Origin of the sequence: Hymenobacter sp. (assembly GCF_031398885.1) — a bacterium.
In the GTDB taxonomy this organism is placed as follows: domain Bacteria; phylum Bacteroidota; class Bacteroidia; order Cytophagales; family Hymenobacteraceae; genus Hymenobacter.
Map to the genome: position 1 here is coordinate 60,644 of NZ_JANNOD010000005.1, position 23,413 is coordinate 84,056.

Genomic DNA, 23,413 nt, shown 5'->3' on the forward strand with positions numbered 1-23,413 from the left:
GCCAAATTGTATTGCAGTCTAGTCGGAAATATCTCTGTGTTTTAAATTATTATTTATTATTCTTCACTTATCGCACTAATGACGATAAGCAAAAATATTTAACTGCAAGTCGTATCCTGGGCCTGAGCGAGATATATGCTCCACGAAAGGGTGTGACATATTATTCCAAGCTGATTCAATATAATACCTAAATCCTGCTTCACGCATAATCGTCAGCAACTCTGCCAATTCCTGCGGTTTCTCCCATGGACTGTGGTATTCAACAAATAAATTCTCTACATGATGCAAATTATTTTTGCAATCGCGCATTACTTCCAACTCAGAACCCTCAATATCAATTTTTAAAAAATCTATTTTTTGATTGAGGTATGTGTTAAGACGCACAGCGTCGATTTTATTGACACGTCTTGTTACGCCAGCATCAGCACTATCCACTATCTTACCGCCAAGACTGTTATCCGGCAAAAAGTTAATGGCGCCATCCTCCTTCCAAACTGCCGCATTTTCGACTTCGATATCTTCAAAACCGAATGATTTTAAATTATTGAGGCAAGTGTTATACACATTAGCATCTGGCTCAAATCCCAATATCTTGGCTTTGGGATGGTTTTTTTTAAAATAAATCAGGCTCAGCCCAATATTTACCCCGCAGTCGATTATGTATGGCGCATCTGAATTGCTTACAAACTTATAAACCTCATCGACGAATATCTCTTCGACATTCTGCACAAACCAAAATGTATTGTTGCGCTTGATTAACTTGTCATAAAGCAGTGATTCTGTAACATCATTACCAGTATTCTTATTTGAATAGAAGTAATCACAGTACTCTGAAAAAGTAATACCTGTACTTTTGAGGTACTTGATATACTTGTATCTTGCAACTGTCTGCTTGTGCAGTGCTGTCTTCATCTTGCTCATATGACAAATGTGATGCTAAACTGAAACCCAGTCGTTTTTTGTAAAATCGTATTTTTTGATGAGTTTAGCAGGTGCGCCTGCAATCATGCTGAAATCAGGAAATGATTTAGTAACTACAGAATGGCTTCCTACAACACAATTTTTTCCGATGCTAACGCCAGGAAGTACGGTCACCATGTAACCAATGAAAGTATTTTTTCCTATATACACACCATTTTCTTTTATTTTCAAAGGTTGCAGAGCCGGACGAACGTCCGTATTTACATCACAACCGTGTGAGTGGTCAGACACATAAAAATATTCGCTTATCAAAACATTATCATCTATTTTAATTGATTTGACACTAACAATACAGGCATAATTTCCTATTTTAACATTGTCTCCTACTATAATTTTGGGGTTAAATTCAACATGCAAATATTCCGTATATGCTCCCAACCAAGCGTACTTTCCTATCGATGAAAAATTGCCAATTGATATGTTGTTGCCCCCTGAAATATCAAGTGGCAATCCAAACGATGAATTATCAGGAATTTTTACGCCCCATTTATTTTTTTGCGAGAATCTTTGATTTGAGTACGCTTCTATTCTATTGAAAAAAAATTGATTAATCTTTTGTTTTAAGTAGTTAATCATTGGCTTCCAGGCTAAAGTTAATATTGACTAAGCCTGTCCATTTTTCATCAAGAACAGAGTCATAAGGACTGAGCACGCGAATTTTAGTATCGCTAACCCAATGATCTACTAATGAACCGTTAACGGCAATTGCAAGGTCCAACTCGTACAAATTTGGTTTTAATGGCAGATTCATCCCTATCAAAACAGAATGTGTACCTTCAGTAAATGACAAATAATCTCTGCCGCTGTCTCTGCTGTTAACTCCGACAATTATACTGCCGTCGAGGTCACGCAAGATAAAACCAAGCTCAATCTTATCGATTGCGTGTTCACAATATAAAGTCAGTTGAAATACTGTATCTTCTTTGGAGTACACCGAATAATCATTCAGATTTGAATCCGCAGCCTTCTGCAAAGACCATTTCGTGAAATATGCAGGCGAAGAGGTTGGTAACTCAACTCTATTACCGTCGGGATTAGATTCATTCGAATGTTGATACTTCTCGAGCACAATCCCTACGGCATTAAATGCTTTAACACCGCCACTTTCTAGCAGCAGCCCCGTCCGACACAAGTTTCTGATTGAGGGCAAGTGATGGCTCACGAAAAGCACCGTGCGCCCATCATTCACACTCACGTCCTTCATACGGCCCAAGCACTTTTTCTGAAACTCGGCGTCGCCCACCGCCAACACTTCATCCACAATTAGAATCTCGGGCTCTAGAAAGGCCGCTACGGCAAAGGCAAGGCGCACGTACATGCCGCTGCTGTAACGTTTTACCGGAGTGTCAATGTAGCGCTCTACACCGGAGAAATCGACAATTTCATCAAATTTGCTACGGATTTCAGTCTTGGTCATGCCCAGGATGGCGCCGTTGAGAAAGATGTTCTCGCGGCCCGTCAATTCCGGGTGGAAGCCGGTGCCCACTTCGAGCAGGGAGGCAATGCGGCCGCGGACCTTCACGCTACCGGTAGTCGGGGCCGTCACCTTCGACAGGATTTTGAGCAGCGTGGACTTACCGGCACCGTTGCGGCCAATGATGCCGAGCACCTCGCCCTGCTTTACCTCAAAACTCACGTCCTTCAACGACCACACGAAGTCACTGGTGCCTTTGGTGGTGCGGTCGTTGGTTTCGCCAATCTTGGCAAATGGGTCTTCCTTGCCGCGCAGGCGGGCCCAGGCGCGGTTGAGGTCGTGGCTGAGGGTACCGGTACCGATTTCGCCCAAGCGATACTGCTTGCCCAGGTTCTCAACTTTTATTGCAACGTTACTCATGCTTTTGCGCTCAAGTCTCAGGGCGGGCATCCGGGGCATCAGTCGCCGGGGCCGCAGCTACACGGTATCGGTGAAACTCTTTTCTACTTTGTTAAAGACCACCGTGCCCACCAGCAGCGCGGCCAGCGTGAACGCCGCGCTGTAGCCCAGGGCCAGCCAGCTAAACGTGCCGGAGCCGAGAAAAGCGTACCGGAAGGTTTCGACCACGGAGCTAAGTGGGTTGGCCAGCACGAACACCTTGTATTTCAGGGGCAGCTGCGACAACGGGTAGATGACCGGCGTGGCGTACATCAGCAGTTGTACGCCGAAAGTGAGCAGCATGGCCAGGTCGCGGTACTTGGTGGTCATGGCGCTGAAGAACATGCCCAGGCCCAGGCCCAGCAACCCCATCAGTACCAATAGCACGGGCGTGAGCAGGATGAACAGATTGGGATGCAACCGGTTGTCCGTCGCCAGGTAATATGCCCACACGGCCAAAAACAGCGCGAACTGAATACCGAAGCGAATAAGGTTGGACACCACGATAGACAACGGCATGGTGAGGCGCGGAAAGTACACCTTTCCAAAAATGGCAGCGTTGGCCGTGAACACCGTGGAAACCGTGGTCAGAGTCTGGGCGAAGTAGTTCCAGATGGTGACGCCGGCCAGGTAGAAGGGCAACTGGGGCAGCCCGTCGGTGGAGAGGTTGGCGATGCCGCCGAACACCACCATGTAGGTGATGGTGGTGAGCAGCGGCTGGATGAAAAACCAGATGGGTCCCAGCACCGTCTGCTTGTAGGTCGAGACGAAATCGCGCCGCACGAACAGCAGCACCAGGTCGCGGTAGCGCCACACGTCGCGCAGGCCCAGGTCGAGCAATCGGGTGCGCGGCTCGATTATTTCCGACCACTCCTCGTTGGGTGGCGCACTCGGCGAAACCGACGGGGCAGCGGGTAATGCTTCAGCAGTTTGCACAGACAACAAGGGAACAGCAGGGTAAAAAAGCGGCCGGCAAGCCGCAGCATCTGGCCACTGGCCAACCAGCTGGCACCGCAAAGGTAACCAAAACGAAGGGGCAGCGCAGCTACGGCACAGAGTCAGGCGTTACCATTCGGGCAGATTTGCGCCAACGTTCAGCTTAGAGCGGTTTCACAGACCGTGCACTGGACCGGCCGGCGCAACCTCACCCCCGGCCCCTCTCCCGAGGAGAGGGGAGCCGAGAAACTTGTGTCTTGACCCTAGAACAGCCGTAGTTAGAGCGGTTTCACGAACGGCGTCCCCGTTCGTCCGGCTACCCTCTCCTCGGGAGAGGGGCCGGGGGTGAGGTTAGCCCGGCCGGTCCAGTACACGGTTGGTGAAACCGCTCTAGCGGGCGTACTATTCACTGCTGCTACGCACTTGGCGCGGGGCTCCGCCAAGTGCGTAACAGCACCTATTCATTCACCCTGCTCACCCGAGCACGGAATGGCCCGTAAGTCACAGCGGTTCCCGGATTCCCGTGGGGGTTCCTTGGCCGTGCCGTGTGCGCGGTCCTGAAAACGGCGCAACCTGTTCAAAGAATGCCTGTTGTCCCCAGCAGCACGACCCTTACGCCGCTACAAATACGTCGTTGTACACGGCCGTGATGCCCTCGCGCAGGCCAATGGAAGCCTGCCAGCCCAGGTCGCGCAGGCGGCTCACATCAAGCAGCTTGCGGGGGGTGCCGTCGGGCTTGGTGGGGTCGAAGACGATATTGCCGGCATAGCCCGTGATGTCGCGCACCAGATTGGCCAGCTCGCGGATGGACAGGTCCACGCCCGTCCCGATGTTGACGGGGGCGGCCCCGTCGTAGTGCAGCAGCAGGTGCAGGCAGGCATCGGCCAGGTCGTCGACGTGCAGGAACTCGCGGTAGGGCGCACCGGTGCCCCATATTTCGACCTCGGGCCGCCCCTGCTCCCGCGCCTCGTGGAACTTGCGCAGCAGCGCCGGAAGCACGTGCGAATTTTGCAGGTCGTAGTTGTCGCCGGGCCCGTAGAGGTTGGTGGGCATGGCGCTGATGTAGTGGCGGCCGTACTGGGCCCGGAAGGCCTCACACAGTTTCAGGCCCGCGATTTTGGCAATGGCGTAGGGCTCGTTGGTGGTTTCGAGCGGGCCCGTGAGCAGGTAGTCTTCCTTAATTGGCTGCGGGGCCAGCTTGGGGTAGATGCACGAGGAGCCCAGAAACAACAGCTTCTGCACATCGTGCAGGTGGCTCTGCCCGATGACGTTGTTCTGAATCAACAGGTTGTCGTACAAAAAGTCGGCCCGGTAGGTGTTGTTGGCCACGATACCGCCCACCTTGGCGGCGGCCAGCAGCACATAGTCGGGGCGCTCCTGGGCGAAGAAGCGGGCCACGGCGGCCTGGTCGCGCAGGTCCAATTCCTGCGAGGTGCGCACCACGAGGTTGTGATAGCCGGCTCGCCCGAGGCGGCGAACCAGAGCCCCGCCCACCATGCCCCGGTGGCCGGCCACGTATATCTTAGCGTCTGGCTGCATTGGTAAAGAAAATATAATGCGCGGCCGGGCCCGGAGCCCTACTCGTACGCGTGCAGAATGGGGTGACCGCCGGCCTGCAGGTAGGCGTCGCGGCGGAAAAGTTGGAGGTCGGCCCGCACCATTTCCTGCACCAGGGCCCGCAGGTCGTAGCTGGGCTCCCAGCCGAGCTGGCGCTTGGCCTTGGCCGGGTCGCCGATGAGCAGCTCCACCTCAGTGGGACGGAAGTAGCGCTCGTCGATTTGAACCAGCGTGCTGCCCACCGGCAGTTGCATCTCGGGGTGGTGGCAGGCTGCTACCTGACCGATTTCGGCCGCGCCCGCGCCGCTGAACGCCACTTCAATGCCCAGCTCGGCAAACGCCAGGCGCACGAACTCGCGCACGGTGGTGGTCACGCCGGTGGCAATAACGTAGTCTTCGGGCGTGTCCTGCTGCAGCATCAGCCACATGGCCTGCACGTAGTCCTTGGCGTGACCCCAGTCGCGCTTGGCGTCCAGGTTGCCCAGATAGAGCTTCTCCTGCAGCCCCAGCGCAATGCGGGCCGCCGCCCGGGTGATTTTGCGCGTCACGAAGGTTTCGCCGCGCAGGGGACTTTCGTGGTTGAAAAGAATGCCGTTGCAGGCGTACATGCCGTAGGCTTCGCGGTAGTTCACCGTAATCCAGTAGCCGTAGAGCTTAGCCACGGCGTAAGGCGAGCGGGGATAAAACGGCGTGGCTTCGGACTGCGGCACCTGCTGCACCAGGCCGTACAGTTCGGAGGTACTGGCCTGGTAGATGCGGGTTTTGTGCGCCAGGCCCAGAATGCGCACGGCTTCCAGCAGCCGCAGCGTGCCCAGACCGTCTACGTCGGCCGTGTACTCGGGCGTATCAAACGACACCTTGACGTGCGACATGGCTCCGAGGTTGTAAATCTCGTCGGGCTGCACCTGCTGCACGATGCGGATGAGGTTGGTGGAATCGGTGAGGTCGCCGTAGTGCAGCGTGAGGCGCACGTGCTCCTCGTGCGGGTCCTGGTACAACGCGTCGATGCGCTCGGTGTTGATGAGCGACGAGCGGCGCTTGATGCCGTGTACTTCGTAGCCTTTGCTGAGCAGCAGCTCAACGAGGTAGGCTCCGTCCTGGCCGGTGACTCCGGTAACAAGGGCACGTTTCATAGAATACAACTAAGCGTAGTGAAGCGGGAAAAACAGCGTATTGAGTGCCTATCCGAAAAAATTAAGCACGATAAAAAAAGCACATCAGGCTCATCTGGCGTCCGCTTGTCGAAGCATCTTTCCCGTTGCGGCAAGCTCAGCATGACGTTCAATTTATTTTTCGGATAGGTTCTAAGGCATTGGCAAAATAACTGGGGGTATCAAGCTAATCGTGACGCGACCACCGGCTGAGGCAAGCGAGCGACGTTGACAGGCGGAGGACAGGATACGGGGCCGCTCAATTTACCGGGATAGATTTTAATCGGCCCGCAAAGGTGGCCAACTTTCTACGATTTTGAGGAGCTTGAGCATGCTAACCACATCAAAAATATGTTATATTTATTATTTTACAAATATAAATTTTTCGACTGGCGGCTTACGCCTCGTAAACGTTATTCACTACGTACAAGGGCCGCTGGCGGGCGGCGTCGAGCCCGCGCCACACGTATTCGCCGATTACACCCAGCGCTATCATCTGGAAGGCGGAAACGAACAGGAGCACCACCATCAGGGTGGTCCACCCCGCGGGCTCGTCGGGGCGGGCTATTTTGAGGGCAATGACGTACAGGCCGTAGAGCAGAGCCGCGGCCCCCAGGCCAAGGCCGAGCACCGAGATGGCGCGGATGGGCACGAAGGAAAAAGACAGCAGGGAGTCGGCCAGCAGCTTGACTTTCTTGCCCAGCGTCCAGCGCGACTTCCCAATCCGACGCTTGCGGCGGGTGTACGGAATGTTGACGTAGGCGAAGCCCAGCCACACCATGAGGTAAAAAACGTTGGAGTTGCGCTCGTGCAGCTTCAGCACCTCGGTGGCTACCTGGCGGTCAAAGAACACGAAGTCGAAGCCGCCGTCGGGAATGTTGCGCAGGGCCAGGTGCTTCATCAGCCAATGAAACACTTTAGCCATCGATTCCGAAAGCCCCGTTTCCTCCCGGTCGTGGCGGTTGCCGATGACCAGCTTGAAGCCCTGCTGCCAGTGGCCGTACATCTGGGCCATCAACTCCGGGGGGTCCTGCAGGTCGGCCGTGATGACGGCCAGGCAGTCGCCGGTAGCATGGGCAATGCCGGCCACGATGGCGTTGTAGGAGCCCACGTTACCGGCCAAATCAACGATGCGGATGCGGCCGGGGTGTTGGGTCTGCGCCCGCTGCAGGGCGCCCAGCGTGTCATCGCCCGAGCCGTCGTTCACGAACACGTACTCAAAGGTGACTTCGGCGGGAAAGTTTGCTTCGTTCGCGACCAGTTCGTTGGTCGTCACCGGAATATTGTCCTCATTAAAATAGCAGGGAATAATAACGGAAAGCTTGGGCATAGCGAAATATTGCTAGTTTCTTGTGGCTCACCTGACAGCAGGTTGTTCTATGTTATTCGCATCTGCCGGCAAACGAGCAACAAGAAACGAACAACTGGCTACTAAAGAATACGCGGCACAACTGCCGCACGTGCTCGCGTCATGCCCGGCCACGGTGGGCAAGCCCAGGCAAATAGCCGTCAGCTCTTCGGCGACGGAGAATCTGCTGGCCAGTGGGGGACGCCACCATGTAAACCTGCTTTAGGTGGGGCAGCACTGACCGTCGCACGCCGTCCTGGGCAGCACCCGGGCGTGGGGCCTGCTGCCGAAACGGCAGGCCGCGCCCGTCCCAAATCGTTCTTGCTGCGGCGCGGTTAAAAATCCGGGCAGAAAGTGATACGGCAAAGCCGCCCGGCTTTTCAGCGAGTCGGGGTTCGATTCGTCGTTGGCGGGTATCAGCTCCGAGCCAGCCATAGTTGCCGGAATTGGTTGTGGTCGCGAATGTAATCCGCTTCGTCGTACGGCTGCGAAGCCAGCACCAATTGCACCGCCGTGTGTGAATACTGCATGGTGTGCCAGGCACAGGGCGGCACGTAAAGCCCCACGTACGGGTCTTCGAGCCGGAAGAGCTGAATGTCACCGTTGGCTAGCTCCGTGGTAACGGTAATGCGACCAGCAGCGGCGATGAGCACCTGCTCGGTTCGCTGGTGGGCGTGGCGGCCGCGCACAATACTTTCCGGAGTGTAATACGTCCAGAAAACCCGCTGCACAACAAAAGGCAGCGGGTCCTGGCCATTTTCACCGACCGATATGTAACCAATTTCCGGCGCGCCCAGCCGTGGGAATTCAACCAGATACGGCGCAGGGTAATCGGCCATTCGGATTGCTGGTGAGCAGTTAAAATTGCTATAAATCGAATTATTAACTGCTCACCGAATTATTTCACGTGCTCCTTGAAATACTCCAGCGTGCGGCGCAGGCCTTCGGCGCGGTCCACTTTGGGTTCCCAGCCCAGTATTTCCTGGGCTTTGGTGATGTCAGGGCGGCGCTTCATGGGGTCGTTTTCCGGCAAGGCCTGGTAGGTGGGCTTGAACTCGACCCCGGTGAGGCGGGCAATTTCTTCGCCGAACTCCTTGATGGTGATTTCCGAAGGGTTGCCGATGTTAACGGGCAGGTGGTAATCGGAAAGGAGCAAGCGGTAGATGCCCTCCACCAGGTCGTCGACGTAGCAGAACGAGCGGGTCTGGGAGCCGTCGCCAAACACGGTCAGGTTTTCGCCCCGCAGGGCCTGCGAGAGGAAAGCGGGCAGCACGCGGCCGTCATCGAGGCGCATGCGGGGACCGTAGGTGTTGAAGATGCGAATGATGCGCGTCTCCAGGCCGTGGTGGTTGTGGTAGGCCATGGTGATGGCTTCCTGGAAGCGCTTGGCCTCGTCGTAGCAGCCGCGGGGGCCCACGGGGTTCACGTTGCCGTAGTATTCCTCTACTTGCGGGTGAATTTCGGGGTCGCCGTACACTTCCGAGGTGCTGGCAATCAGCATCCGGGCGCCTTTCACCCGGGCCAGGCCCAGCAGGTTGTGGGTGCCCAGCGAACCTACTTTCAGGGTTTGAATCGGAATTTTGAGGTAGTCAATCGGCGAAGCGGGCGAGGCGAAGTGCAGGATGTAATCGAGCTTGCCCGGCACGAACACGAACTTGCTCACGTCGGCGTGGTGAAACTCAAAATCCTGCTGGCCGAACAAGTGCTCAATGTTCTGGAGCGACCCGGTAATCAGGTTGTCCATGGCGATGACGTGGTAGCCTTCGGCCAGGAACCGGTCGCAGAGGTGGGAACCCAAAAATCCGGCCCCGCCGGTAATGAGGACGCGTTTCTTTTCTTCGGACATAAGTCGCTATTGAACGTCATGCTGAGCTTGCCGAAGCATCTCGCGTGGGGTACTTGATTAGTTAGTGCACTTCACCATGCGAGATGCTTCGGCAAGCTCAGCATGACGTCCTATTTAAAAAGACTTAGGCCTTCAAGGCCGGCTCCTTGTGCTCGGTTTTCACGCCAATGCAATGGTAAGCAAAGCCCAGTTCTTTCAATTCGGCAGCTTCGTAGATGTTGCGGCCGTCAAAAATCACCTTCTGCTTCATCAGGCGCGCCACCACGTCGAAGTTGGGCGCCCGAAACTCGGGCCATTCCGTCACCACCAGCAGGGCATCGGCGTCAATGAGGGCGGCAAATTCGTCCTTGGCGTAGGTCACGCTCTCGCCGAGCGAATGACGGGCTTCCGGCATGGCCACGGGGTCGTAGGCCGTCACGGTGCAGCCGGCGGCCAATAGCTTTTCAATGATGACCAGCGACGGCGCTTCGCGCATGTCGTCGGTTTTCGGCTTGAAGGACAGGCCCCACACGGCCATTTTCAGGCCGCGCAACTCGCCGCCGAAGTGCCGGTTCACCTTGTCGAAGAGCACCGATTTCTGCTGCTCGTTCACGCCTTCCACGGCCCGGAGCACCTGCATGTCGTAGCCGTTTTCCTGGGCGGTTTTAATCAGCGCCTTCACGTCCTTGGGAAAGCAGGAGCCGCCGTAGCCGATGCCGGGGTAAATGAACTTGGTGCCGATGCGGGCGTCGGAGCCGATGCCGCGGCGCACCATGTTCACGTCGGCGCCCATGATTTCGCACAGGTTGGCCACGTCGTTCATGAAGCTGATTTTGGTAGCCAGCATGGAATTGGCCGCATACTTGGTCATCTCGGCCGACGGAATATCCATGAAGATAATCGGGTGGCCGTTGAGCAGAAACGGCTTGTAGAGCCGGCTCATCACGTCCTCGGCCCGCGCCGAAGCCACGCCCACCACGATGCGGTCGGGTTTGAGAAAGTCGTCAATGGCGGCGCCTTCCTTCAAAAACTCGGGGTTGGAAGCCACGTCGAATTCGATGTCGGCCCCGCGCCGGGCAAGGGCCTGCTCGATTTCGGCGCGCACCTTGGCCGCCGTGCCCACGGGCACGGTGCTCTTCGTCACAATGACGCCGTAGCTGCTCATGTGCTCGCCGATGCCGCGGGCCACCGCCAGCACGTACTTCAGGTCGGCCGAGCCGTCTTCGCCGGGCGGCGTGCCCACGGCAATGAACGCCACGTCGCAGTCCTTGATGGCATCGGCCAGGTTGGTGGAAAAATGCAAGCGCCCTTTTTCCGCGTTGCGGCCCACCATTTCCTCCAGGCCGGGCTCGTAAATGGGCAAGATGCCTTGGTGCAGGTTGTCAATCTTTTTCTGGTCGATGTCGACGCACGTCACATCAATGCCTACTTCGGCGAAGCACGTCCCCGTAACTAAACCGACATAGCCGGTACCCACTACTGCTACTTTCATAAGGCGCGCTAACCACAGAGATTATTGTTTCGGGGACAAAATTAGTCTTTTCAGCCGCACTTGACCGATACTCGACCGGTGCGGCTCCCGAATACGGCCTCCCTGTTTGTATCGCCGCCTTCGGGTGAGCTGCCCGACCCGGCCGGCAACCCGCTGGTTTACTTGGCGCGGAGAATTTGAAACTCGTATGGATTATCCCGCAGCCGCATACGCTGCACCGCGTCGTGGCCTTCGAATTGATACGGCGCGTACTTCATGAAATACGGAACGGAGGCTACGACCTCGCTACCCTTCGTTCCGGCTGCCCGGTAGCAGCTCAGGGGGTAGAGGTAAGCGAAATTCACCAGCCGATACCTGGGCTCGGCGGTGGTGCGCTGCCCACGAATACGCGGCCCGAACACCCTGTAAGTCACAAGCTGGTTATCACAGCCCGTTGTTTGGTTGCTGATTATCTGGCGGGCGTCGTGAATGCCCCGGGCGTAGACCACGTCGCAGGGGTAGGCCACGGCCCGGTATGCGGTGACGAACGTTCCGAAATGCCACAGGGCCACCGCTCCGCCCCCGGCCAGCAGCCAGGGCTTGCCGGGCGGCCAGCGGCGGGCTATGTTCTGCAGGGCTGCAACGGCGCCCAGGACGATGAACGGAGCGAAGAAATGCAGGATGCGGCCGTAAAACACGAACTGGTGCGCTCCCTGCACCAGCCCGGCGTAGCCCAGCCAGGCGACGAACCCCAGAACCAAAAGCCCGGTCAGCACCACGGGCTTGGTTGGGCCGGAACTGCTTGGTGCGGGCCCGCGCAAAAATTCACGAATGCTTAACCCCAGGCCCGCCCCACCCAGCACCAGCAGGCTCCCTCCTGCCCAGCCTTCGACCTGCCAGAAGTAGGTACTGACAAAGCTGAATCCTTCCGTGAAGCTGCCCTGGGTGACCGTGGTGGCAATGTAGCGGCTGCTGGCCAGGTAGGAGGTGTCCGAGAAGCGGGCCAGTAACTCAAGCGACACCAATACGGTGACACTCCCTGCCAGCTGGGCCACTACGGGGCCAATACGGACCTGCTTAAGTCGGTGGCCGGCCCCAAGCTTTGGTGCCACGGCCAGCAGCACCCCCAGCGCCAAAAGCACCGCCGGGCCCATGAAATAGCCCGGGTACACGGCGTAGCTGAACCCGGAGAGCCCCCCAACGACCCACTGCCGGCGCGTGGCCGTCGCCTCAGGCGCTGTCAGCAGCAGCCACAGCGCCAGCAGAAAGAAAAACAGGGCGTGGTCGTAGGGCAGCAGGTGCCGCAAATATACGTTGGTGTTCACCAGGCTGGAATACAGCGCCACGCCCACCAACGCGAAACCGAGGCTGAAGAACTGGCGGTAAATCTTGTACAGCAGCACCGCGCTCAGGCTCAGGATGAGCACGTTGAACACCTGCGGTACTTGCAGCGAAGGCGGCGCGTTGGGATTGAGCCGGAAAGCCAGCAGCAGCACCGCCTGGCCCAGGCCGGGGATAACCCGCCAGAGCCCGTCGCCGGGCCGGGCGCCCATGGAGTTAATGGCTTGCAGAAACTCCCGCCCGTGGCCCTCGCCCAGCGCCCGCAAGCCCAGCATGGCCGTAACGTAGCGCTGCTCATCCACGAAAGCCAGGGCGCCCTTGCCCACCAGGCTCAGCCTCAGTCCCGTCAGGCCAACCACTGCCAGCCACATTATCGATGAAGAATGAGGAATGAGGAATGAGGAATGGGTAAGCTTTGCCGAGGCCGGAGCAGCCGCGAACTCCTCATTCTTCATTCTTAATTCTTCATTCATTTTCAAGCCATGTATTGCTTCCACCAGGTCTGGAACACGATGAGAGCCCAGATGCGGGCGTGCACGTCGCCGGGGCTGCGCGAGAAGAGCTGAGCCTTGAGCGCCCGGACGGCCGCGACGTCGAAAATGCCCTGGCTTTCGATGAAGTCGTCGCGCAGCAGGTCGTCCTCAATCAGCGGGCGCAACTCGCCGCGCATCCACTTGAGCAAGGGTACTTCGAAGCCGTGCTTGGGCCGGTCGTAGAGCTCGGCCGGCAGCTCGGCGCGGAAGGCGTCCTGCACGATGCGCTTTTTCATGGTGGCGTCGACCTTGCTGCTCACGGGAATGGAAAAGGCGAAGTCCACGACTTTGTAGTCCAGAAACGGGGTGCGCACTTCCAGCGAGTTGGCCATGCTCATCAGGTCCACCTTGGCGAGCATGTCGTAGGGCAACACCAGGTTCATGTCGGTGAGCAGCACTTCGTTGAGGTCGCCGTTGGCGTGCAGGTGCTCCAGGATGTCCTTGCGGCGCTTGGCGGCGAGCTTCTTGCCCACCTGGCGGCGGCTGGCGGCGCTGAGCAGGGCGCGGGCGTCCGCGGCCGAGGCGAAGCTGGCCCAGTCCCAGTACCGGTCCTTGACGCCGGCCAACATGCCGCGCGAGAAGCGCTGGAGCTGCCGCACGCGGTTGCCAAAAGCGCTGTTGCGCGACTTGGGCAGGATGTCCCACAAAAAGCCCAGGCCCGTCACGGCTTCGGCCTTGAAGCCGCCGGCCCGCACCTGGAACTCGCCCATGTGCTTGTTGTAGCCGCCGAACATCTCGTCGGCCCCGTCGCCGCTCAGGGCCACAGTTACTTTCTGGCGGGTGCGCTGGCTGAGGATGTACACGGCCAGGGCCGAGGAGTCGGCAAACGGCTCGTCGAGGTAGGCCAGCATGTCGTGGATGTGCTCGTAGAGGTCGTCGTTGGTCAGCGAGAACACCGTGTGGTTGGTCTGGTGGCGGGCCGCCACCAGGTTGGCGTACTTCGTTTCGTCGAAGTAGGGCTCGTCGCGGAAGCCGATGCTGAACGTGCTCAGGTGGGGGGTGTGGCGGGCGGCCAGCGCGGCAATCACGCTGGAATCGATACCGCCGCTCAGGAAGCAGCCCAGCGGCACGTCGGCCACGAGGCGGCGCTGCACGGCGCCGTCCAGCAGCCCCACCAGCTTGCGCTGCTGCTGCTCGTAGCTGAGCTTGTTCTTGGCTACTTTCTTGGGGTCGTAGGGAATTTTGTACCAGGCCTTGCCCACCACCTTGCCGTCCTTGAGGTAGAGGTAGTGGCCGGGCAGCACCTTTTTCACGCCCCTGAAAATGCTGGCCGGGCCGGGAATGTAGTTCAACTGCAAGTACTGGCTCAGGGCCACGAAGTCAATCTTGCGCGGCACGCCCAGGGCCATCATCGACTTCATCTCCGAGGCGAAAAGCATCCGGTCTTCGTCGCGGTACACGAGCAGCGGCTTCACCCCGAACCGGTCGCGGGCAATGAAGAGGGAATTCTCTTCCTTGTCGTAGATGGCCAGGCCAAAAAAGCCGTTCAGCTTCTTGAGAAAGCCCCGGCCTTCGGTGATGTAGAGCTGCAGAATAACCTCCGTGTCGGTCTGCGAACGGAACTGGCAGCCGCGCTGCGTGAGCTTTTCGCGCAGCTCGCGGAAGTTGAAGATTTCGCCGTTGAAGACGATGGTGTAGCGGCCGGCCGCGTCGGTCATCGGCTGGTTGCCGTCGGCCGACAGGTCGAGGATGGCCAGCCGCCGGAAGCCCAGCCCGCACTGGTCGTACACGAAGTGCCCCTGCGAGTCGGGGCCGCGGCGTACGATGGCGTCGGTGGACGCCTGCAGGTTGGCCAGCGACTGCCGGCCCGTTTCGGTAAAAGCAAATACTCCGGTAATTCCGCACATAATAGCCCGCAAAAGTAAGACCCCGCAACCCAAACGCCCGTCCTGAGGTATTGCAAGTGGCTTTCGCAGCAATGAACCCGGCGGAAGCTGCCGCCTTTACGGATTTCCGGCCGGTCCGGTCAATTGATTCTTGAGCCGTTGCCTCACCGGCCCGGGCCTCGGCGGCGCTTCGCCTTTTTCCCCTCCTTTTTCCCTTCCGCCCATGAACATCAACGAACAATTTCAAGCCGCCGCCCAGCAAGTCAACAACCTGCCCGCCGACGTGGCCGGCGCGCACATGACCGAGCTTTACGGCCTCTACAAGCAAGCCACCGAGGGCGACGTGAACATGAAGCCCAACGAGGTGGACCCCGACGCCGCCGACCAGGCCAGCGGCCCCGCCGGCCTTTCGCAGGCCCAGTGGGACTCCTGGAACCAGTTTAAGGGCGTGCCCGCGGAGGAAGCCAAGCGGCGCTACGTGGCCCGCACCGCCGAAATTACCGGCAGCGCGGGCACGGGCGGTGAGGCTGGCGAAGTGCCGACCGATGCCCAAACGGGCGCCCCCACCACCCACGGCCACGGCGGGCTGCGCGGCGACATCACGGCCGGCACGCCCTACGGGGGCGAAGACAAGCTGAAAGGCCAGCAGTCATCGCCGAGTTGAAGCCTGGCCCGGCTTCGTTTTCCAGGCTTTTTACTTACGACGCCGGCTCCCACGGGCTGGCGTTGTTTTTTGGGCCAATCATCAACCCGTAAAAGCTCAGAACCACAAGTTGCCCAAGCAAATTGTGCAACAGCTGTTTGGGGTGTATCATTGCCCTGCGGAGCACTTGCTTCGCTCTTGTTGGCTCTGTTTCTGCACCTATTATGAACCGTCGTCTTTTCCTGAATCGCGGCACGCTGGCCGCGGTTACCACCGTCCTGCTGCCCGCCGTGGCCTGCCAGTCAACCACCGACAAGCCCGCGACCGCCGCCGGTGGCGCGGCCGCAACGGAAGGCGCCACCGGGACCGAGCCCTTCGCCCTGCACGAAGCCACCGTGGCCGACCTGCAGGCGCGCATGGCCAAAGGCACCGAAACGGCCCGCAGCCTGAGCGAAAAATACCTGGCCCGCATCCAGGCCCTGAACGAGCAGGGCCCGATGCTGCGCGCCGTCATCGAAACCAACCCCGACGCGCTGACCATTGCCGACGGCCTGGACAAGGAGCGCAAGGCCGGCAAGCTGCGCGGCCCGCTGCACGGCATTCCGGTCCTGATTAAGGACAACATCGACAGCGGCGACCAGATGATGACCACCGCCGGGGCGCTGGCCCTGGCCGGGCACAAGGCCAAGCAGGACGCCTTCATCGTGCAGAAGCTGCGGGCCGCGGGGGCCGTGCTGCTCGGCAAAACCAACTTGAGCGAGTGGGCCAATTTCCGCTCCTCTCACTCGGTGAGCGGCTGGAGCAGCCGCGGCCGCCAGAGCCGCAACCCCTACGCGCTCGACCGCAGCACCAGCGGCTCCAGCTCCGGCTCGGGCGCGGCGGCGGCGGCGGCCAACCTGTGCGCCGTGGCCGTTGGCACCGAAACCGACGGCTCGGTGGTCTCGCCGGCCTCGTGCAACGGGCTGGTCGGGCTCAAGCCCACGGTGGGCCTGCTCAGCCGGGCGGGCATCATTCCCATTTCCAGCACCCAGGACACGGCTGGCCCCATGGCCCGCACCGTGCGCGACGCGGCCCTGCTGCTAGGCGTCCTGGCCGGCCCCGACCCGGCCGACCCCGCCAAGCTGCCCATCCCGGCCGCCACGCCCACCGACTACACCACCTTTCTCAAGGCTACCGCGCTGGCGGGCCAGCGCCTGGGCGTGGAAAAAGCTCACCTGAACGGGCCCCCGGCCGTGGCCAAGCTGCTGCGAGAAGCGGTAGCCGTGCTTAAGGCCCAGGGTGCGACCGTGGTGGAAGTGGAGCTGGTGAAGGATATAAACCCATTGGGCGAGGCCGAATTCGACGTGCTGCTCTACGAATTCAAGGACGGCGTGAACAAGTACCTCGCCGGCGCGGGTGCGGCCGTGCGAAACCTGGCCGAGGTTATTGCCTTCAACAACGCCCACGCCGCCGAGGCCATGCCTTTCTTCCAGCAGGAAACGCTGATTCGGGCCCAAGCCACCGACGGCCTAGCCAATGCCAAGTACCGGGCCGCCGCGCTGAAAACGGTGACCGGGTCGCGCAAAATTTTGGACGGCCTGCTGCGCGACAACCAACTCACGGCCATTGTGGGCATCACCACGGGCCCGGCCTGGTGCATCGACTGGGTGAACGGCGACTACTCGACCGGCGTCGACTTTTCGTCGCCCGCCGCCATGGCCGGCTACCCGCACCTCACCGTGCCCATGGGCCAGGTGCGCGGGCTGCCGGTGGGCCTGTCCTTCGTGGGCCCCGCCTATCAGGAAGGCCCGCTGCTGGCGCTGGGCTACGCTTACGAGCAAGCTACGCACAAGCGGGAAGCCCCCAAGTTTTTGGCTACGGTGGTAGAGTAACCTCACCCCCGGCCCCTCTCCCGCGGCGAGGGGCGCCCGGATTGGTCAACGTCAGGCTCCCCTCTCCGCGGGAGAGGGGCCGGGGGTGAGGTTACGCGGGCCAGCCTAAAATATCTTCCCCGGGTTCAGGATGCCGTGCGGGTCGAATACTTTTTTGATGCCGCGCATCAGCTCCAGGTTCACCTCGCCCACGGCAATGCCAATGTAGCCTTTCTGCACCAGGCCGATGCCGTGCTCGCCCGAGATGGTGCCGCCCAGCTTCACGCACAGCCGGAATATCTCGCTGATGGGCTCGCGCAGGCCCACGTTCCACATTTCGTCGCTCAGCTCCCCGCGGATGATGTTGACGTGCAGGTTGCCGTCGCCCACGTGGCCGTAGCACACGCTTTGGAAGCCGTAGCGCGCGCCAATTTCCTTCACGCCGGCCAGCAGCGTGCCCAGCTCGGCGCGCGGCACCACGGTGTCTTCCTCCTTGTAAACGGCCGCTTTCACGGCGTTGCCAATGTTGCGGCGGATGCGCCACAGCTCGTCTTTCTGGGCGGCGGTGTCGGCCAGCAGGATGTCGCCCACGTCGTAGCTTTCCAGCACGGCGTACACCTGCTCGGCTTCCTTGTAAAGCTGGTCCAAGTCCTGGCCGTCGAGTTCGATGAGCAGGTGGGCCCTAATGTCATCCGGCACGGTGAGCGGGATGCCGAGGTAGCGGGCCGACCATTCCATGGCGATGCGCTCCATAAACTCCATGCCGGAGGGAATAATGCCCGCCCGAAACACGGCCGACACGGCTTCGGCGGCCTGCGCTTCTTGCCGGAAAGGCACCAGCATCAGCACGTTGTGCTGCGGGTAGGGCAAGAGCCGGAATACCACTTGCGTGATGATGCCCAGCGTGCCCTCCGAGCCCACCATGAGCTGCGTGAGGTTGTAGCCGGTGGAGTTTTTGAGGGTGTTAGCGGCCGTCCAAATAATGTCGCCGGTGGGCAGCACCACTTGCAGGTTCAGCACGTAGTCGCGGGTGGTGCCGTACTTCACGGCCTTGGGGCCGCCGCTGCTGTGGGCCAGGTTGCCGCCCAAAAAGCAACTGCCCTTGCTGGCCGGGTCGGGCGGGTAAAATAGGCCCACCGCCTTCACCGCGTTCTGGAAGGCCTCGTTCACCACGCCCGGCTCCACGGTGGCCTGCAGGTTGCGCTCGTCAATCTGCACGATTTTGTTGAGCCGCTCGGTGAGCAGCACCACGCCGTGGTGAATGGGCAGGGCCCCGCCGCTCAGGCCCGTGCCGGCGCCGCGGGGCGTGATGGGGATGCGGTGCGCGTGGCACAAGCGCATGATTTGGCTAATTTCGTCGGCGTCGGCCGGGCGCAGCACCACGTCGGGTGCGAAGTGCAAATCTTCGGTGTGGTCGCGGCCGTAGTCGGCGTAGGCCTCGGCGGTGGCGGCCACTTCGGCGCGCTGGGCCGTGAGCACGTGCGCGGGGCCCACAATGGCCTCGAAGGCGACAATTAATTCGGGGGTCAGGGCGTTGAAATGCATCTGCGGAGAAATTGGGAAAGCCGCACAAACTATATTTGCGGCCAATGCCGAGGGTGACGACGAAGATACTACCGGGCCTGCTGCTGGCCTTGCTGGTGCTGGCCGGCTGCAGCCGCAAGCTCAATTACCGCGACGGCCGGTACCGCTCGGCCCGCGAAATGGTGCGCCTGAAAAAAGGCGGCCGCTACGCCCGCCCCGCCGGCAAAACCAAAACCATTGGCGCCACGCCCCGCGGGGGCAAAACCAAAGTGGTGACCCGACGCCCTGCCCGCGCGGGCAGCGCCACCGGCACCCTGGCTTCGGTCATTGAGACGGCCCGCTCCTACCAGGGCACCCCCTACCTCTACGGCGGCACCACCCGCCTGGGGCTCGACTGCTCGGGGCTGCTGCAGCTCTCGTTCGGCGAGGCCGGCGTCACCATCCCGCGCTCGTCCAACGAGCAGGCCGTGTGGGGCGAGCCCGTGAAAACCGTCAACCTGCAGCCCGGCGACCTGGTCTTTTTTGGCGCCGCACCCGGCAGCCGCACCATCACCCACGTGGGCCTGGTGACGGTGGCCGACGCCGAGGGCATCGACTTCATCCACGCCTCCACTTCGCTGGGCGTGGTCGAAAACAGCCTGGAGTCGGACTACTACCTCAGCCGCTTCATCCGCGCCGTCCGGCCCCGGCTGTGAGGCTGGCCCGGTCTGTGGCGGAAGGCGGGCTTTGCTGCGAATGGTAAAGTTGCCGTAATGCCATCCCTGGTTGTCAGCAGTACCTTTGTCGTGCCTAACATAGTTTTCTGTTTTCACCAACTTTTTTTATATGCATAATCCACGTTTACGCCACTTTTTGCTGCTGGCGCTAATGCTCTGCACGGCTCAGCTGGGCTGGGGCCAGGGCGCCACCACGGCCGCAATGAGCGGCGTTATTTCCGACAGCAAAGGCGGGGGCTTGCCAGGCGCCACGGTGATTGCCATCCACACCCCCACCAACACGCAGTACGTGGCCCCCACCAATACGGAAGGCCGCTTCAACATCCAGAACATGCGGGTGGGCGGCCCCTACACGGTGAAAGTCACCTTTGTAGGGTTTAAGGATATTTCGCGCGAAGGCATCAATCTGACTCTTGGCCAGAATCTGCGTTTCGACCAAAAAATGGACGATAGCAGCACCGAGTTGAGCGAAGTGACCGTAAGTGGCCGCCGCGACCCGGTAATTAACGCGGGGCGCACTGGTGCTAGCACCACCGTGCAGCGTGAGCAAATTGAGCGTCTGCCTTCGCTGAGCCGCTCGTTCAACGACTTCACCCGCCTCACCCCGCAAAGCAACGGCGGCCAGAGCTTTGGCGGCCGTAACGGCAACTTCAACAACATAACCATCGACGGCGCAATATTTAACAACTCGTTTGGTTTGGAGTCAACAATTGGAGGCCAAACAAGGTCTCAGCCGATTTCAGTTGACGCCATCCAAGAAATTCAGATAAACTTGGCTCCGTACGACGTGCGCCAAGGCGCTTTTACGGGTGCCGGCATCAACGCCATCACCCGCTCGGGCACCAACAAGTTTTCGGGTTCGGCATACGCTTTTCGCCGCAACGACAATCTGGTGGGCACCAAGGTGCGCGACACTGACCAAGCGTTTCCAGATTTTAGCTTGTGGCAGATAGGCGCTCGCGTGGGTGGCCCCATCATCAAAGACAAGCTGTTTTTCTTCGTGAGTGTGGAAGGTGAACGGCGCGACGACCCGCCGGCCGGCACAGGCGGTACGGTATTCGTGGCCAACCGACCCGGCGAGACGCCCGCGCCGGGCACGGGCTCTAGCACTTCGGCCGCCGCCGCTGCGCAGCTTGAGCAACTCTCGGGCTTTCTGCAGGATAAATACGGCTATGCCGCCGGTCCGTTCGAAGGCTACCAATTAAAAACTTTCAGCGATAAAATTTCAGGGAAGTTGGATTGGAATATCAATCAGAAGAACACTTTCAATTTCAAGTACTCGTACCTGCGCTCCTACCGCGATGTGCCGCCGAGCACGTCTGGTGCCCCCGCCAACGGCCGTGGACCCACAAACACCAATCTGCCGTTTTTGGCCGCTTACTATCGCATCAATAACAACCTCGATTCTTACATCGCCGAGTTGAATTCAACCCTCAGCAGCAGTTTGTCGAACAGCCTGCAAGTGGGCTACACTAAGGGCCGGGACTTCCGCGAAAGCAGCGGCGGCATTTTCCCGCTGGTCGACATCGAGAACGGCGCTGGTCAGGCGTTCACTTCCTTCGGCTACGAGCCGTTCTCGGCCAATAACGTGCTGGACACCGACACTTGGCAGTTTTCGGATAACCTGACTTACGGCATCGGCAAGCACGTACTCACCCTTGGTACTTACAACGAAGTATACAAGTTCCGCAACGGCTTCGCACCGAATTATTACGGCCGCTACCGCTACGCCTCACTGGCTGATTTCTACCGTGGCGCCGGCGCCGCGTACGACGCCAACACCGGTACTCTCACGCCCGATGCCTTCACCCCCGACGGCCGGGCCGCTACCACGTATCAAGTGCAATACTCGTTGAGCAGCGACAAGCCAACCACCAGTTTCAACTTCGCGGAAATCAACGCCTACCAGTTGGGCTTCTACGCCCAGGATGAATTTAACGTGCTGCCCAGCCTCCGCCTGACGGGCGGCGTACGCGTGGACATTCCGGTGGTGAACACTGACGTTGCCCGCAACGAAACCGTGGCCGGACAAACGTTTCGCGGCGGCGAGAACATTTTCACCGACCAACTGCAGAAAAGCCAGTTGCTGTGGTCGCCGCGCATTGGCTTCAACTGGGACGTCAACGACGACCAGAAAACGCAGTTGCGTGGCGGTACGGGTATTTTCACTGGCCGGGTTCCCTACGTATGGATTTCCAATCAGGCTTCCAACAACGGCGTGCTGTTCGGCGGCTACACCGTGCAGCCGTCCACGGATCCTGATTCCCGCAACCCCGCCCTGGGCGTGTCCATTCCGTTCACCTCCGACGTGAATGCGTACCGTAGCGTGCCGGCCGGCCTGCCCGTGGGTGGCAGCTACGACATCGCCGTGACCGAGCGGGACTTTAAATTTCCCCAGGTGTGGCGCACCAACTTGGCCGTGGACCAGCGCCTGCCCGGCGACGTGGTGCTGACGCTGGAAGGCATTTTCACCAAGGACGTGAATGCCGTTTACCACGTCAATGCCAACTTACCTGAGTCAGAGTTGCGCTTGACTGGCCCCGACAACCGCATTATCTACCGCAGCCCCACCGCCCTGGCTACTCGTGTGGCGCAAATCAACCAGAACGTAAGCACAGGTGGTGCCATCGTGATGAAGAACACCAATAAAGGCTATTCGTACACCCTAACCGGCCAATTGCAGAAAAGCTTCTCTAACGGCATTTCGGCTAGTCTGGCTTACAACTACGCCGATTCCCGGTCGGTGAACGACGGCGGCTCGATTGCCAACTCCATTTGGCGCGACCGGCAAGTGAGCGGTGACCCCAACGAGAACGTGCTTAGCTACTCCAACTTTCTGCAGCAGCACCGCATCATCGGCTCGTTCTCGTACCGCAAAGAATACCTAAACCATTTGGGCACTACCCTGTCGGCTTTCTTCGAAGCAGGCCCGGGCTTCCGTTATTCCTACAACTACAACAACGACCTGAACGGCGACTTCAACAACACCAACGACCTGATTTACGTCCCCCGCACCCAGGCCGACATCGTGCTCCGCGACCGGACGTTCTTTACTGGCACGCCACAGCAGCTGACGTACACCGCGGCGCAGCAGTGGATTGATTTGGACGCGTACATTGGACAGGACGAGTACCTGAATAAGCGCCGCGGCGATTACGCCGAGCGCAACGGGGCCGTGGCGCCCTGGGCCGCTTTTGTAGATACCCGCTTGCTACAGGACGTCTTCACCAATATCGGCGAAAATCGCAACTCTTTGCAGTTCAGCGTTGACATATTTAACATTGGCAATCTGCTTAACAAGAACTGGGGCGTGACCAAAGCCCCCAACCGCCCCGCACTGCTGTCGGCTACGGGCCAAAACTTCACTTTCGGCACTGATAACCGCCCGGAATTTCAGTACAACTATCTCACCGACCCGCAGCGCGTGACTAATGCTGACGGCACTATCTCCGTGACGCCAGGTGTTCCGCTGACGGTAACTGACCGCTACAACACGGGCGAGGGTTCGCGCTGGCGCATTCAATTAGGCCTGCGTTACTTATTCAACTAAACCAGTTGCGCGAGTTCTTTGAGAAAGGGTGCGGGGGTCTTCTCCCGCACCCTTTTTTGTTAGGCCGCAATTTTCCGGTTTGTATGCTCAGGCAGCAGCAAATATGATGTTTTGCGAACCCACCATTGGAAGTGCGGAAGAAACTAAGGGGCGGCAACCCACCAAATAGCCTTGGGCGGTTAGATGGATTACCGCCCTTTGATTTATCAAGGCCACAATGTTGTTGAGGCATTTTGACTGCTTAACAAGTCTAAAAGACCTAGACCGGTAGCACTAAAACGGTTGGTCAAGTCGTAGAACGGCGAGCGC

The 23,413-nt window shown here is 59.2% G+C and carries 17 protein-coding genes; 4 read left to right on the forward strand and 13 right to left on the reverse strand.

Annotation, left to right across the window (positions count from 1 at the left end):
• Positions 1-75: 75 nt before the first annotated feature.
• The 12 genes from RMO51_RS00665 to asnB all read right to left on the reverse strand — a co-directional run bounded on the left by RMO51_RS00665 (position 76) and on the right by asnB (position 14,842).
• Positions 76-921 carry an FkbM family methyltransferase gene (locus tag RMO51_RS00665; protein ID WP_310391097.1) on the reverse strand — a complete coding sequence of 282 codons (846 nt, stop codon included), beginning with the start codon at positions 919-921 and terminating at the stop codon, positions 76-78.
• 15 nt (positions 922-936) lie between these two features.
• Positions 937-1,557, reverse strand: coding sequence for a DapH/DapD/GlmU-related protein (locus RMO51_RS00670; RefSeq protein WP_310391098.1), 621 nt, complete (start codon positions 1,555-1,557; stop codon positions 937-939).
• Positions 1,550-2,815, reverse strand: a complete 1,266-nt coding sequence (locus tag RMO51_RS00675) for an ABC transporter ATP-binding protein (protein ID WP_310391140.1) — start codon at positions 2,813-2,815, stop codon at positions 1,550-1,552. Before RMO51_RS00675 ends, RMO51_RS00670 begins: the two co-directional genes overlap by 8 nt.
• A gap of 57 nt (positions 2,816-2,872) precedes the next feature.
• Positions 2,873-3,769, reverse strand: a complete 897-nt coding sequence (locus RMO51_RS00680) for an ABC transporter permease (RefSeq protein ID WP_310391099.1) — start codon at positions 3,767-3,769, stop codon at positions 2,873-2,875.
• Positions 3,770-4,381: 612 nt separating this feature from the next.
• Positions 4,382-5,308: a GDP-L-fucose synthase gene (locus RMO51_RS00685; RefSeq protein WP_310391101.1), complete on the reverse strand. Its 927-nt coding sequence runs from the start codon at positions 5,306-5,308 to the stop codon at positions 4,382-4,384.
• Between the two features lie 38 nt (positions 5,309-5,346).
• On the reverse strand, positions 5,347-6,459 hold the full coding sequence (gmd, locus tag RMO51_RS00690) for a GDP-mannose 4,6-dehydratase (RefSeq protein ID WP_310391102.1): 1,113 nt from the start codon (positions 6,457-6,459) through the stop codon (positions 5,347-5,349).
• A gap of 415 nt (positions 6,460-6,874) precedes the next feature.
• On the reverse strand, positions 6,875-7,807 hold the full coding sequence (locus tag RMO51_RS00695) for a glycosyltransferase family 2 protein (RefSeq protein WP_310391104.1): 933 nt from the start codon (positions 7,805-7,807) through the stop codon (positions 6,875-6,877).
• A 434-nt stretch (positions 7,808-8,241) separates the two neighbouring features.
• A complete protein-coding gene (locus RMO51_RS00700; protein ID WP_310391105.1) occupies positions 8,242-8,664 on the reverse strand; it encodes an FdtA/QdtA family cupin domain-containing protein in 423 nt (140 codons plus the stop codon).
• 59 nt (positions 8,665-8,723) lie between these two features.
• Positions 8,724-9,671, reverse strand: a complete 948-nt coding sequence (locus tag RMO51_RS00705; RefSeq protein WP_310391108.1) for an SDR family oxidoreductase — start codon at positions 9,669-9,671, stop codon at positions 8,724-8,726.
• A 124-nt stretch (positions 9,672-9,795) separates the two neighbouring features.
• The gene (locus RMO51_RS00710) at positions 9,796-11,142 is read right to left on the reverse strand and encodes a UDP-glucose/GDP-mannose dehydrogenase family protein (protein ID WP_310391109.1); all 1,347 of its coding nucleotides are present in this window, start codon (positions 11,140-11,142) and stop codon (positions 9,796-9,798) included.
• A gap of 158 nt (positions 11,143-11,300) precedes the next feature.
• On the reverse strand, positions 11,301-12,935 hold the full coding sequence (locus RMO51_RS00715; protein ID WP_310391111.1) for a glycosyltransferase family 39 protein: 1,635 nt from the start codon (positions 12,933-12,935) through the stop codon (positions 11,301-11,303).
• Positions 12,936-12,937: 2 nt separating this feature from the next.
• Positions 12,938-14,842: an asparagine synthase (glutamine-hydrolyzing) gene (asnB, locus tag RMO51_RS00720; RefSeq protein ID WP_310391114.1), complete on the reverse strand. Its 1,905-nt coding sequence runs from the start codon at positions 14,840-14,842 to the stop codon at positions 12,938-12,940.
• Positions 14,843-15,044: 202 nt separating this feature from the next.
• On the opposite strand from asnB, the gene RMO51_RS00725 reads away from it, so the two are divergent.
• Positions 15,045-15,485: an acyl-CoA-binding protein gene (locus RMO51_RS00725; RefSeq protein WP_310391115.1), complete on the forward strand. Its 441-nt coding sequence runs from the start codon at positions 15,045-15,047 to the stop codon at positions 15,483-15,485.
• 203 nt (positions 15,486-15,688) lie between these two features.
• On the forward strand, positions 15,689-17,335 hold the full coding sequence (locus RMO51_RS00730; protein WP_310391117.1) for an amidase: 1,647 nt from the start codon (positions 15,689-15,691) through the stop codon (positions 17,333-17,335).
• A gap of 105 nt (positions 17,336-17,440) precedes the next feature.
• On the opposite strand, the gene RMO51_RS00735 is transcribed toward RMO51_RS00730, so the two are convergent.
• Positions 17,441-18,859: an FAD-linked oxidase C-terminal domain-containing protein gene (locus tag RMO51_RS00735; RefSeq protein WP_310391119.1), complete on the reverse strand. Its 1,419-nt coding sequence runs from the start codon at positions 18,857-18,859 to the stop codon at positions 17,441-17,443.
• A gap of 44 nt (positions 18,860-18,903) precedes the next feature.
• On the opposite strand from RMO51_RS00735, the gene RMO51_RS00740 reads away from it, so the two are divergent.
• Both RMO51_RS00740 and RMO51_RS00745 read left to right on the forward strand, forming a co-directional pair.
• On the forward strand, positions 18,904-19,533 hold the full coding sequence (locus RMO51_RS00740) for a C40 family peptidase (protein ID WP_310391121.1): 630 nt from the start codon (positions 18,904-18,906) through the stop codon (positions 19,531-19,533).
• 130 nt (positions 19,534-19,663) lie between these two features.
• Positions 19,664-23,104 carry a TonB-dependent receptor gene (locus tag RMO51_RS00745; protein WP_310391122.1) on the forward strand — a complete coding sequence of 1,147 codons (3,441 nt, stop codon included), beginning with the start codon at positions 19,664-19,666 and terminating at the stop codon, positions 23,102-23,104.
• Positions 23,105-23,413 lie beyond the last annotated feature (309 nt).

Coding starts and splice junctions, on each gene's coding strand:
- RMO51_RS00665 (WP_310391097.1), bottom strand. CDS start 921: ATGAGCAAGATGAAGACAGCACTGCACAAGCAGACAGTTGCAAGATAC.
- RMO51_RS00670 (WP_310391098.1), bottom strand. CDS start 1,557: ATGATTAACTACTTAAAACAAAAGATTAATCAATTTTTTTTCAATAGA.
- RMO51_RS00675 (WP_310391140.1), bottom strand. CDS start 2,815: ATGAGTAACGTTGCAATAAAAGTTGAGAACCTGGGCAAGCAGTATCGC.
- RMO51_RS00685 (WP_310391101.1), bottom strand. CDS start 5,308: ATGCAGCCAGACGCTAAGATATACGTGGCCGGCCACCGGGGCATGGTG.
- gmd (WP_310391102.1), bottom strand. CDS start 6,459: ATGAAACGTGCCCTTGTTACCGGAGTCACCGGCCAGGACGGAGCCTAC.
- RMO51_RS00695 (WP_310391104.1), bottom strand. CDS start 7,807: ATGCCCAAGCTTTCCGTTATTATTCCCTGCTATTTTAATGAGGACAAT.
- RMO51_RS00700 (WP_310391105.1), bottom strand. CDS start 8,664: ATGGCCGATTACCCTGCGCCGTATCTGGTTGAATTCCCACGGCTGGGC.
- RMO51_RS00705 (WP_310391108.1), bottom strand. CDS start 9,671: ATGTCCGAAGAAAAGAAACGCGTCCTCATTACCGGCGGGGCCGGATTT.
- RMO51_RS00710 (WP_310391109.1), bottom strand. CDS start 11,142: ATGAAAGTAGCAGTAGTGGGTACCGGCTATGTCGGTTTAGTTACGGGG.
- RMO51_RS00715 (WP_310391111.1), bottom strand. CDS start 12,935: ATGAATGAAGAATTAAGAATGAAGAATGAGGAGTTCGCGGCTGCTCCG.
- asnB (WP_310391114.1), bottom strand. CDS start 14,842: ATGTGCGGAATTACCGGAGTATTTGCTTTTACCGAAACGGGCCGGCAG.
- RMO51_RS00725 (WP_310391115.1), top strand. CDS start 15,045: ATGAACATCAACGAACAATTTCAAGCCGCCGCCCAGCAAGTCAACAAC.
- RMO51_RS00730 (WP_310391117.1), top strand. CDS start 15,689: ATGAACCGTCGTCTTTTCCTGAATCGCGGCACGCTGGCCGCGGTTACC.
- RMO51_RS00735 (WP_310391119.1), bottom strand. CDS start 18,859: ATGCATTTCAACGCCCTGACCCCCGAATTAATTGTCGCCTTCGAGGCC.
- RMO51_RS00740 (WP_310391121.1), top strand. CDS start 18,904: ATGCCGAGGGTGACGACGAAGATACTACCGGGCCTGCTGCTGGCCTTG.
- RMO51_RS00745 (WP_310391122.1), top strand. CDS start 19,664: ATGCATAATCCACGTTTACGCCACTTTTTGCTGCTGGCGCTAATGCTC.